General features: G+C 67.0%; 11 protein-coding genes and 1 tRNA gene. 7 read left to right on the top strand and 5 right to left on the bottom strand.

Annotation, left to right across the window (positions count from 1 at the left end; translation table 11 throughout):
- Positions 1–62: 62 nt before the first annotated feature.
- Entirely contained in the window at positions 63–620 is a 558-nt protein-coding gene (locus QSJ18_RS17205) for a hypothetical protein (protein WP_286327849.1), read from the bottom strand.
- Between the two features lie 96 nt (positions 621–716).
- On the opposite strand from QSJ18_RS17205, the gene QSJ18_RS17210 reads away from it, so the two are divergent.
- Both QSJ18_RS17210 and QSJ18_RS17215 read left to right on the top strand, forming a co-directional pair.
- Positions 717–1,229, top strand: a complete 513-nt coding sequence (locus QSJ18_RS17210; RefSeq protein WP_286327850.1) for a GNAT family N-acetyltransferase — start codon at positions 717–719, stop codon at positions 1,227–1,229.
- A 27-nt stretch (positions 1,230–1,256) separates the two neighbouring features.
- A complete protein-coding gene (locus QSJ18_RS17215; protein ID WP_286327851.1) occupies positions 1,257–2,060 on the top strand; it encodes a dioxygenase family protein in 804 nt (267 codons plus the stop codon).
- Between the two features lie 8 nt (positions 2,061–2,068).
- Here QSJ18_RS17215 and QSJ18_RS17220 read toward each other — a convergent pair whose 3' ends face one another.
- Positions 2,069–2,767, bottom strand: a complete 699-nt coding sequence (locus QSJ18_RS17220; protein ID WP_286327852.1) for a TetR/AcrR family transcriptional regulator — start codon at positions 2,765–2,767, stop codon at positions 2,069–2,071.
- A 78-nt stretch (positions 2,768–2,845) separates the two neighbouring features.
- Here QSJ18_RS17220 and QSJ18_RS17225 point away from each other — a divergent pair, with 78 nt between their 5' ends.
- Both QSJ18_RS17225 and QSJ18_RS17230 read left to right on the top strand, forming a co-directional pair.
- Positions 2,846–3,259 (top strand): nuclear transport factor 2 family protein, encoded by a 414-nt coding sequence (locus QSJ18_RS17225; protein WP_286327853.1) that lies wholly within the window; start codon positions 2,846–2,848, stop codon positions 3,257–3,259.
- 173 nt (positions 3,260–3,432) lie between these two features.
- Positions 3,433–4,362, top strand: coding sequence for an AurF N-oxygenase family protein (locus QSJ18_RS17230; protein WP_286327854.1), 930 nt, complete (start codon positions 3,433–3,435; stop codon positions 4,360–4,362).
- An 8-nt stretch (positions 4,363–4,370) separates the two neighbouring features.
- Here QSJ18_RS17230 and QSJ18_RS17235 read toward each other — a convergent pair whose 3' ends face one another.
- Positions 4,371–5,291 carry a LysR family transcriptional regulator gene (locus QSJ18_RS17235; protein WP_286327855.1) on the bottom strand — a complete coding sequence of 307 codons (921 nt, stop codon included), beginning with the start codon at positions 5,289–5,291 and terminating at the stop codon, positions 4,371–4,373.
- A gap of 88 nt (positions 5,292–5,379) precedes the next feature.
- Between QSJ18_RS17235 and mqo the strand changes: the two genes are divergently transcribed.
- Positions 5,380–6,879: a malate dehydrogenase (quinone) gene (gene mqo, locus QSJ18_RS17240; protein ID WP_286327856.1), complete on the top strand. Its 1,500-nt coding sequence runs from the start codon at positions 5,380–5,382 to the stop codon at positions 6,877–6,879.
- A gap of 13 nt (positions 6,880–6,892) precedes the next feature.
- On the opposite strand, the gene QSJ18_RS17245 is transcribed toward mqo, so the two are convergent.
- Positions 6,893–6,964, bottom strand: a tRNA-Gln gene (locus QSJ18_RS17245).
- Between the two features lie 123 nt (positions 6,965–7,087).
- Positions 7,088–7,843, bottom strand: a complete 756-nt coding sequence (locus QSJ18_RS17250) for an SDR family oxidoreductase (protein WP_286327857.1) — start codon at positions 7,841–7,843, stop codon at positions 7,088–7,090.
- Between the two features lie 259 nt (positions 7,844–8,102).
- Between QSJ18_RS17250 and glmU the strand changes: the two genes are divergently transcribed.
- Together glmU and QSJ18_RS17260 are read left to right on the top strand one after the other, a co-directional pair.
- Positions 8,103–9,587, top strand: coding sequence for a bifunctional UDP-N-acetylglucosamine diphosphorylase/glucosamine-1-phosphate N-acetyltransferase GlmU (gene glmU / locus QSJ18_RS17255; protein ID WP_286327858.1), 1,485 nt, complete (start codon positions 8,103–8,105; stop codon positions 9,585–9,587).
- A gap of 25 nt (positions 9,588–9,612) precedes the next feature.
- Positions 9,613–10,590: a ribose-phosphate diphosphokinase gene (locus QSJ18_RS17260; RefSeq protein ID WP_286327859.1), complete on the top strand. Its 978-nt coding sequence runs from the start codon at positions 9,613–9,615 to the stop codon at positions 10,588–10,590.
- Positions 10,591–10,783: the final 193 nt, after the last annotated feature.

The raw sequence follows: 10,783 nt of genomic DNA on the forward strand, positions 1-10,783 counted from the left end.
TGAGAAGTTCGCTTTCGCAGAGGTGGGCAGAACCCACCGCCGCGACGGCGTCCGCGGTGGGTTCAGGAGTAACCGAAGGCGCGGACCGACGGCGGCGCTCGGGTTCCGACCGACGAGATGCACAGCGCGGAAACGCATTCAGGTCGACGACCGGCGACCACGCGGGAGTCGGGCCGATCGATCGGCGGCGGACTCGCCATGCAGATCGTGGTGATCGTCGAGCTCACGATCTGCGCTATCCGCACGCCACCGAGGAGCATCCACAGCGACAGCGGGATGGCGATCAGATGCCAGCCGAGCATCGCCGGCGAGGGCACCATGGCGTGGTGGTGGGTGGCCGAACCCATCGACAGAGTCAGATGGCCGAGAACCTGCGCGGCGAGCAGGATCGTCCACAGCGACGTACCGGGCTGCCGCGCACGACCACTCGGTCTCGCACTACCCTGGCCCGGACGCCACAGGGCGCCGACGCCGGCACCCAGCGCCGCGAGCAACGTCCACTGTTCAGCGGTGGGAGACCCCCCGCCCGCGATCTGATGAGCCCCGACACTCACCCCCGCCGACAAGACCCCGGCGAGCACCGCCCACCCGCGGGTAAGCGAATGTCCGGGGCAGGTCATACCACCGACCCTACCCATCTACTACCGCCGATAGTAGAAGAGGTGACACACTCCGCAGCCAGTAAGGTGAGGCGGCATGAACCTGGATCGCCACCGATGAGCACCGCCGAGATCCGCCCCGCCGGAACCGCCGACCTGCCAGGCGTCGCCGACATCTACCGGCACTACGTCGAGAACACCGTCGCCACCTTCGACTACGCCGCGCAGGATGTCGCGCACTGGGAGGCGAAGCTTCGTTCCATCGAGGCTGCCGGCCGACCTTTCGTCGTCGCCGTTCTCGACGACGAGGTCGTCGGCTTCGCCTACCTCGGCCCGTTTCGCGAGAAGCAGGCCTACGACTGGACCGCCGAGGACACCATCTACGTCCGCCCCGGCTTCGGCGGCCGCGGCATCGGCGCCGCATTAATGGCACGGCTACTCGCCGACGCCGACCCCGACAACGTGCGGACGGTGATCGCGGTCATCGCCGCCACCGGCGGTGAGCCCTCGGTCGCCCTGCATGCCCGATTCGGCTTCACCGAGGTCGGCCGACTGCGTACCGTCGGATACAAGGCAGAGCAGTGGATCGACTGTATCTACATGCAGCGCGAGCTATCAGCCAGGAATTAACCGGACCGGAGTTCTGTTTAGGATGATATGAGCACGTCCCAGCCCTCCTTATCAGCACCGCGCACGCCGGCCCTGTTCCTGAGCCACGGCGCTCCCCCGCTCGTCGACAGCAAGATCTGGGTCAACCAGCTCGAGGGTCTGGCGGGCCGCCTCGATCGGCCGTCGGCGATCCTGGTCGTCTCCGCACACTGGGAGGCGGCCCCGCTCACCATCGGATCCACCGATCCACACACCCCGCTCACCTACGATTTCGGCGGATTCCCGCAGCGCTTCTACGAGACCACCTACTGGTCGCCGGGCGCACCCGAGCTGGCCCGCAAGGTCGCCGCACTGATGCCCGACGGTGAACCGGTCGCCCACGACCACCGTCGCCGCCTCGACCACGGCGCGTATGTCCCGTTGACCGTGATGTATCCCGATGCGTCGGTCCCGGTATTGCAGATCTCGCTGCCGACGCTAGACCCGGAGCGGCTCATCGAGCTGGGTCGTCGGCTCGCGCCGTTGCGGGACGAGGGCGTGTTGATCATCGGCTCGGGATTCACCACCCACGGCCTGCCGTTTCTCACCGATCCGCGTCCCGAGGCCACTCCTCCGACCTGGTCCGTCGAATTCGACGCCTGGGCCAACGAACGCTTCGCCGCCGGAGATGTGGAGTCGCTCATCGACTTTCGCCGGCAGGCGCCGGGTATGCCGTACGCGCATCCGACAATCGAACATTTCGCGCCGCTGTTCGTCACCCTCGGCGCCAGCAACGACCCCGAACAGCATCCCGATCAGGTGATCGACGGGTTCTGGATGGGACTCGCGAAGCGGAGCCTGGTCCTCGCCTGAGTGTCTGCTCAGTCCTCGGCGGTGGTGCGTTCCAGCGGTTCGACGTAGTCCGAGCCGACCAGGTGCGGATTGGGATCCAGCCGGGTCAGCCCGTTCCAACAGAGGTTCACCAGGTGGGCCGCGACGACCTCCTTCGGCGGTTCGCGCACGTCGAGCCACCACTGCGCGGTCACCGACACCATCCCGACCAAAGCCTGCGCGTAAAGCGGCGCCAAGGCCGGGTCGAATCCGCGATGTTCGAAGTCACCGGCCAGAATATGTTCGACCTGGCTGATGGCGTCGTTCAGAAGACTTGAGTACGTGGCTGTTTCGCCACTGCTCGCAGTGCTGTCGCCGCGGACCAGGATGCGGAAGCCGTCGGTGCGCTCCTCCATATAGGTCAGTAGAGCCAACGCGACCTGCTGGATGCGGTAGAGCGAGCGATTCTTGGTCAGCGACGAGGTGACCATCTCCAGGAGGGTTTCCATCTCACGGTCGACGACGACCGCGTACAGCCCCTCCTTGCCACCGAAATGCTCGTAGACGATCGGCTTGGAGACACCGGCGCGCTGCGCGATCTCCTCGATCGACGTGCCCTCGAAACCACGTTCGGCGAACAGCCCGCGTGCGACCTCGATGAGCTGCAGACGGCGCTGCGGACCGGTCATCCGGGCACGCGGGGCACGCTGCACCTCGGCAGCACCTTCGGAGGGTCGGCTGACGGCCATGACATCAAGGGTAAACGCCCGACGCCGAACCTCTCGAATCAACGTGTCCGCCCGACCCCCAACTGCCACACTGCCTGCATGTTGAGTATCGAGGAGATCTCCGCACGCCTGGAGATCACCCAGGTCCTGACCGACTATTCGACCGCCGTCGACGCCGGCCGATTCGACGACCTCGACCAGGTCTTCACCCCCGACGCCCGGATCGACTACAGCGTGATGGGCGGTATCACCGGGAATCTCGCCGAGGTGACGACATGGCTCGCCCAGGTGCTGCCCGCGTTCACCGCCTACTGCCACCTTCTCGGCAACCACGACATCACCGTCGAAGGTGCCACCGCCCACAGCCGAAGTCTGTGCCTGAATCCGATGCAGACGCCGTCGTCGACCCACCTCATCGGGATCTGGTACCGCGACGAATGGACACTCACCGATCAGGGTTGGCGCATCGACTCGCGCACGCTGGAGAAGTGCTTCGACGCAGCCGTCGCCTGATCCTCACGGACCAGGTCACCACCCGGTTTCGCCCCGCCGCGCCGCGCCCCGCCTTCAGTCGCGGTCCCGACGATCCGTGACTATGACAACAGTCGGTGTTACATTGACATCACTCAATGGCATAGTTGTTGTCGAGCCCGACCAGGGTCCGGCACTGCGCACGGAGGCGAAGTATGACCATCTCCCCGCTCGACCACATCGCACCCGCGTCGGTGAGCACACCCGAAACCGGCACGAGCGAGGTCTCCGCGAGACTGCTCGCATCGGCGGCCCGGCTGTCGCGCAACGCGATGACCGAGATCGATTGGGCCGCCCCGATGGACCCGACGAAGTACGGCTGCAGTCCGGAATGGTCGACGCTCTACGGCACCGCCTACTGGGATGAACTGACCGAACAGCAGCGGGTGACGCTCACCCGCCACGAGTTCGCCTCCATCATGAGCATCGGCATCTGGTTCGAGATGCTGTTGCAGCAGTTGGTGTTACGCGACCAATACCTCGGCGACTATCACGACCCGGAGTTCCAGTTCGCCCTCACCGAGATCGCCGACGAATGCCGCCATTCACTGATGTTCGCCAAGGCCACCGAGAAGATGGTCGGCACCTCCTACACGCCGCACCCACGAATCGGTAAGTCCGCCAAACTCTTCGGCGCCACCGCCAAGGGTGAGGTCGCCTACGCAGGCATCCTCGTCGCCGAGGAGATCCTCGACGTCTTCCAACGCGGTTGCATGCGCGACGATCGGGTCCTCGACTTCATCCGTACCGTCAACGAGATCCACGTCCTCGAGGAATCCCGCCACATGCGTTATGCGCGTGAACAGGTCCGCGAATCGATGGCAGGCATCGGACCGGTCAAACGCCAGTGGAGCGCCTATTACACCGCGGTCTCCGCATCGTTCATCTTCACCAGCCTGGTCCGCCCCGACGCCTACCGCAACGCAGGCCTCGACCATCGTCGGGCGATCGCCGAGATGCGGCGCAACCACCACTTCCAGTCCATGGTGCGCGGCGGCTGCGCCCACCTGATGGAGTTCCTCGACGAGGTCGGCCTGCTCACCCCGGCCGCGGCAAAGGTCTACCGCAAGGTGCACATGCTCTGAACTGCTGATCACGTAGTACGAGACCGAGATTTTCGCGGATTGGTACCACCGGACATCTGGGTGCGCACGAACTCCGACAGCGCCCGGGCCGCAGGTGTTCGAGCGGTCGGCCCCCACGCCAGGCCGACGTCGCGCCGCAGTGCCGGTTCGAGCGGAATCTCGACGACATCGGCGCGGCCGGCGTCATCCCTGGGCAGCAGCGCGACACCGAGTCCACGTCCGACGAGTTCGCGGATGGTGGCGAACTCGGTGATCTCGATGGCCACCGACGGCGTGAATCCTGTTTGCGCACAGACATGTTCGGTCACGCCGCGAAGATGATACGACGCCGGGTTGGCGATGAACGTCTCGTCGCGCAGCGCGGTGATCGGCACGCCAGCCCGCCCGGCCAGCCGATGGTCGTCGGGGACCGCCACGACGATCTCCTGACTGGCCAGGATCGCGTGCTCGATCCGATCCGGCGGCGGAATCACCACCGCCAGATCCAGCCGTCCGGCGACGAGATCATCGGCGAGTTCACGGCCGTGAGCCTGCTTGAGCCGCAAGGTGATACCAGGGTGACGACGGTGGAAGGCAGCGATGATCTCCGGCATCTCGCCGGAACCCATGGTGAGCGGGAATCCAAACCGCACGGTCCCGTGCTCGGGATCGGCCTCCGTCACGGTGGTCGCGACGATGTGCTCCAGCTCGTGGAGGGCGCCACGTGCCCGACCGGCGAGTTCCTGCGCGATCGGCGTCAATGCGACGGTGCGACCTTCGGCGACGAGCAGGGTGATGCCGAGGTCAGCCTCCAGCGTGTGGATACGCCGGCTCATCGTCGACTGCGGGACACCCAAGGCCGTCGCCGCCTTCGTCATATGGCCATCACTCGCGGCCAATGCGTCCAGCGCGGCCAGCTGTGGTGCCAGCCGCATCATCCATTCATCCATATTCAGATGATATCGACCCAAACAAACATTGGACTGATGATTTGGGTCGGCGCAAGGTTGAGTCAGACGCCAACGAAAGGACATCGCCATGTCGCCGAACACCGCCACGACACCCGCCGTCGACGCCGACGTCATACTCATCGGCGGCGGCATCATGTCCGCGACTCTGGGCGCGATGCTGTCTGTCCTGCAGCCCGATTGGCGAATCCTCCTCCTCGAACGCGCCGACAGTCCGGCCGACGAGAGCAGTGCCCCCTGGAACAACGCGGGCACCGGGCACTCCGGCTATTGCGAACTCAATTACATGCCCGACCCCACCGACGGCACGAAACCCGCCGACATCGCCCGACAGTTCCTCACCACCCGCCAATGGTGGTCGGCGCTGGCGCGGGCGCGCCGCATCGACCCGGCCTCGTTTCTGAGCGCAGCGCCCCACCTCGACGTCGTCTTCGGTGACCGGGATATCGACTATCTGCGCAGGCGGCAGGCCACCCTGGTCGACGATCCCTGGTTCGGGGCCATGGAATTCAGCGACGATCCGACGATCATCGGCGAGTGGGCACCACTGGTGACGGCGGGTCGCGAACCAGGCGAACCCATCGCCGCGACCCGCCATCCGGCGGGCACCGACGTCGACTTCGGCCGCCTGACTCGCGAACTCCTCGGAATCCTGACGACCAATGGCGGGACGACGCTGTTCGGCCATGACGTCCGCACGATCCGACACCGGAACGACGGGATCTGGACCATCGGAGGACGGCGCGCCCATCGCCAGAAGTTCACTCTCCGTGGCCGATTCGTCTTCGTCGGCGCGGGTGGCAAGGCACTGACCCTGCTGCAGCGCGCCCGGATACCCGAGGTGCGCGGCTATGGAGTCCTCCCGGTCGGCGCCGCCTTCCTACGGTGCGAGAATCCGGCCGTAACAGCTCGTCATGACGGCAAGGTGTACGGCCAGGCGGATGTCGGCGCGCCGCCGATGTCGGTGCCCCACCTGGACAGGCGGGTCGTCGACGGTCGTGAGTACCTGATGTTCGGCCCGTATGCGACCTTCAGCACCAAACTGCTGCGGCATGGTCGCTGGACCGACTTCTTCGCCACCCTGCGCACCCACAACCTGCGGGTGCTGACCGCGGCGGGACTGGCCAACCGCGATCTGGTCGCTTACCTCGTCGGACAGCTCGCCGCCCGGCCGCGGGCGAAGTTCGCCCAGTTGCAGCGCTATTACCCGCAGGCAGACCCGGCCGACTGGGAACTCGTCATCGCCGGGCAGCGCGCCCAGCTGGTCACCCCAGATCCGACGAGAACCGGTGTGCTGCAATCGGGTACCGACCTGGTCGTCGGCGCCGACCGCACCATCGCGGGACTTCTGGGGGCCTCTCCCGGCGCGTCGACGGCGGTACCGATCATGCTCGATCTCCTGCGACGCGCCTTCCCCGACGACTGGGCCCGGTCATGGAGCGGCGTCCTACGCACGCAGGTGCCCGCCTACTTCGAGGAGAACTGGGATCACACGCGGGTCGCGGATGCGCTGGACCAGACGGCCAGCGACCTCGGAATCGCCGAGCCGAAGCGCCCCGGCAAGTCCTGACGCGAACCCGAAGCTCCCCCACCAGGACTCGAACCTGGAATGCCTGAACCAAAATCAGAAGTGTTGCCGATTACACCATGGGGGATTACTTGCGCAGACGATTGTGCCACAGCCTCGGCGTGGCCAGTCGCCCCAGTTCCCGCTCACCCTTTCCGTTCCCGCCTAGGGGATCCAATAGGCGGGAACGGAGCCGGTGAGCGGAGCGAGATCAGTCCTTCGGGCCGCCTGCGACGTAGACGACCTGACCGGACACGAAGCCCGCACCCTCGCTGATGAAGAACGACGCGGTGTGCGCGATGTCCTCCGGAGCACCGACCCGGTTGACCGGGATCTGCGAGGCGGCGGCAGCCTTGAAGTCCTCGAAGGGGACGCCGACACGCTCGGCGGTGGCGGCGGTCATCTCGGTCTCGATGAAGCCGGGGGCGATGGCGTTGGCGGTGACACCGAACTTGCCCAACTCGATGGCCAGGGTCTTGGTGAAGCCCTGCATACCGGCCTTGGCGGCCGAATAGTTGACCTGGCCACGGTTACCCAACGCCGAGGTGCTCGACAGGTTGACGACGCGGCCCCAGCCGGCATCGACCATGTACTTCTGGGCGGCCTTCGTCACGTTGAACGCACCGCGCAGGTGGACGTTCATGACGGCGTCCCAGTCGGCGACGGTCATCTTGAACAGCAGGTTGTCGCGGGTGATGCCGGCGTTGTTGACCACGACGGTCGGCGGGCCCAGTTCGTCGGCGACCTTGGTCACGGCCGCCGCCACCGATGCTTCGTCCGAAACATCCGCGCCGACCGCGATCGCCTTGCCACCGGCGTCGGTGATCGCCTTGACGGTGTCCGCGCAAGCGTCGGCGTCGAGGTCGAGAACAGCGACCGCCAGCCCGTCGTCGGCCAGCCGCTTGGCCACGGCCGCGCCGATGCCGCGCGCCGCGCCGGTGACGATCGCCGTCTTCTGAGTACTCACAGGGCTACCTCCGTTGGTGCATGTCTGATGCGGCCGCATCCGCTCGGATGCGCCGCGATGATCCCCGCCGACGATGTGCCCGACGCCGATCTCGATCTGAGGCGAACGTTCGCACGGGTGACGCGGTTCACCCTTTTCTATCAGGCGCCGCCACCACCGGACACCGAACGGTGCGGTGAATGACAGGCGAACAGCCTCGGTGCGTAGGATCGCACCCGGTGTCTCACGCATCGACGAGCACCAGAAGCGGAGGATTTCCATGACGGGAACGTCGCCATCGGTGGCCGTGATCGTCCTGGCCGCAGGGGCCGGTACCCGCATGAAGTCGAAGACCCCGAAGGTCCTGCACGCTATCGGCGGGCGGACGTTGGTCGGGCATGCGCTGCACGGCGCGGCCGCGATCAGCCCGACCAATCTGGTGGCGGTCGTCAGCCACGAACGGGAACGGGTGTCGGCGGTCATCGACGAGGTCGCCCAATCGCTGAGCGTCCCGGTCACCATCGCCCACCAGCAATCTCCACTCGGCACCGGTGATGCGGCCCGCGCCGGACTGACCGGACTGCCCGACGACTTCCTCGGCACGGTCATCGTCACCGCCGCCGACGTCCCGCTACTCGACGCCGACACACTCGGCAGGCTCGTCGACACCCACAACGCCGACGGCGGGGCCACCGTCACCCTCACCAGCTTCATCGCCGACGACCCGACCGGGTACGGCCGCATCGTCCGCACCAACGACGCATCCGTCCAGGCCATCGTCGAACACAAGGACGCCACGCCCGAGCAGCGCGCCATCACCGAGGTCAACGCCGGTGTCTATGCCTTCGACGCCGCCGCACTGCGCACCGCGCTCGGCGAACTGTCCACCGACAACGTGCAGGGCGAGTACTACCTGACCGACGTCGTCGCCATCGCCAAACGCGCGGGCCGGACCGTGCGCGCCTTCACCGTCGACGACCCGGTCGTCGTCGCCGGATGCAACGATCGCGCCCAGCTCGCCGACCTCGGCGCCGAACTCAACCGCCGCATCATCCGCCGCCATCAGCTGGCCGGGGTCACCGTGGTGGATCCGGCCACCACCTGGATCGACGTCGACGTAGCCATCGCCGCCGACGTGCGCGTCGAACCCGGCACCCAGTTGTACGGCCGGACCTCGATCGCCGAGGATGCCGTGGTCGGCCCGGACAGCACCCTCACCGATGTGGTGATCGGCCGCGGCGCACACGTCATCCGCACCCACGGCAGCGATGCGGTCATCGGCGACGACGCCACCGTCGGCCCGTTCGCCTACCTGCGTCCGGGCACCAGCCTCGGGATCGCGGGCAAGATCGGCACCTTCGTGGAGACCAAGAACGCCACCATCGGCGACGGCAGCAAGGTGCCCCACCTGACCTATGTCGGCGATGCCACCATCGGTGCGCAGACCAACATCGGGGCGTCGAGCGTGTTCGTCAACTACGACGGCGTCAACAAGCACCGCACGGTGATCGGATCCCATTGCCGCACCGGCTCGGACAATATGTTCGTGGCACCGGTGACCATCGGGGACGGGGCGTATACCGGCGCCGGAACCGTCGTGCGGCAAAATGTACCGCCGGGAGCCCTCGCGGTGTCGGCGGGCGAACAACGCAATATCGACGACTGGGTTGTGCGCAAGCGCCCCGAAACCGCGGCAGCCCGCGCGGCGGAAGAGGCGAATGCGGCGTCCACACCCGGCCAATCAGCACAACCGACCGATTCCTGACGTACAAGCGAGTAGAAGAGTTTCCATGACCTGGACCACCGACAACCAGAAGAACCTCATGCTGTTCTCTGGTCGTGCCCATCCCGAACTGGCCGCCGCAGTCGCCGATGAACTGGGCATCAAGGTCACCCCGCAGACCGCCCGCGACTTCGCCAACGGCGAGATCTTCGTCCGATTCGAGGAGTCGGTGCGCGGCAGCGACGCCTTCGTCCTGCAGAGCTGCCCCTGGCCGACCAATCAGTGGGTCATGGAGACCCTGATCATGATCGACGCGCTCAAGCGCGGATCGGCCAAGCGGATCACCGCGATCCTGCCGTTCTATCCCTATGCCCGTCAGGACAAGAAGCACCGCGGCCGTGAGCCCATCTCGGCTCGCCTCATCGCCGACCTGTTCAAGACCGCAGGCGCCGACCGCATCGTCGCCGTCGACCTGCACACCGACCAGATTCAGGGCTTCTTCGACGGCCCGGTCGATCACATGCACGCCCAGGGACAGCTCGCCGAGTACGTGCGCAGCAACTACGGCACCGACAACATCTGCGTGGTGTCCCCCGACGCCGGTCGCGTCAAGGTTGGCGAGAAATGGGCCGACGCACTCGACGGCGCTCCGATGGCCTTCGTGCACAAGACCCGCGACCCCGACGTGCCCAACCAGATCAAGTCGAACCGCGTCGTCGGTGACGTCAACGGCAAGACCTGCGTGCTCATCGACGACATGATCGACACCGGCGGCACCATCGCCGGCGCGGTCAAGGTCCTCAAGGACGCCGGTGCCGGTGACGTCATCATCGCCACCACCCACGGGGTGTTCTCCGACCCGGCGGCCGAGCGGCTGGCCAACTGTGGCGCCAAGGAGGTCGTGGCGACCGACACCCTGCCGATCCCCGAGGAGAAGCGGTTCGCGAACCTGACGGTGCTGTCCATCGCGCCGCTGCTCGCGCAGACCATCCGTGAGGTCTTCGAGAACGGCTCGGTCACCAGCCTGTTCGACGGCAGCGCGTAGTAGCCGCCGACCCAGACGACCTCGAAGGGGGGGGGGCCCCCCCCGGGGGGGGGGGGCCCCCCGGGGGGGGGGGGGGGGGGGCCGGCCCCCCCGCGGGGGGGGGGGGGGGGGGGGTGGGGGGGGGGGTGGGGGGGGGGTGGGGGGGGGGGGGGGGGGGGGGGGGGCCGGCCCGCGCCCGCGGGCGGGCGCCCCC

Source organism: Gordonia heveisoli (assembly GCF_030315745.1).
In the GTDB taxonomy this organism is placed as follows: domain Bacteria; phylum Actinomycetota; class Actinomycetes; order Mycobacteriales; family Mycobacteriaceae; genus Gordonia.

What these genes read in the sequence shown, in the direction of transcription:
- QSJ18_RS17205 (WP_286327849.1), bottom strand. Translation starts at nt 620, where the DNA reads ATGACCTGCCCCGGACATTCGCTTACCCGCGGGTGGGCGGTGCTCGCC.
- QSJ18_RS17210 (WP_286327850.1), top strand. Translation starts at nt 717, where the DNA reads ATGAGCACCGCCGAGATCCGCCCCGCCGGAACCGCCGACCTGCCAGGC.
- QSJ18_RS17215 (WP_286327851.1), top strand. Translation starts at nt 1,257, where the DNA reads ATGAGCACGTCCCAGCCCTCCTTATCAGCACCGCGCACGCCGGCCCTG.
- QSJ18_RS17220 (WP_286327852.1), bottom strand. Translation starts at nt 2,767, where the DNA reads ATGGCCGTCAGCCGACCCTCCGAAGGTGCTGCCGAGGTGCAGCGTGCC.
- QSJ18_RS17225 (WP_286327853.1), top strand. Translation starts at nt 2,846, where the DNA reads ATGTTGAGTATCGAGGAGATCTCCGCACGCCTGGAGATCACCCAGGTC.
- QSJ18_RS17230 (WP_286327854.1), top strand. Translation starts at nt 3,433, where the DNA reads ATGACCATCTCCCCGCTCGACCACATCGCACCCGCGTCGGTGAGCACA.
- QSJ18_RS17235 (WP_286327855.1), bottom strand. Translation starts at nt 5,291, where the DNA reads ATGGATGAATGGATGATGCGGCTGGCACCACAGCTGGCCGCGCTGGAC.
- mqo (WP_286327856.1), top strand. Translation starts at nt 5,380, where the DNA reads ATGTCGCCGAACACCGCCACGACACCCGCCGTCGACGCCGACGTCATA.
- glmU (WP_286327858.1), top strand. Translation starts at nt 8,103, where the DNA reads ATGACGGGAACGTCGCCATCGGTGGCCGTGATCGTCCTGGCCGCAGGG.
- QSJ18_RS17260 (WP_286327859.1), top strand. Translation starts at nt 9,613, where the DNA reads ATGACCTGGACCACCGACAACCAGAAGAACCTCATGCTGTTCTCTGGT.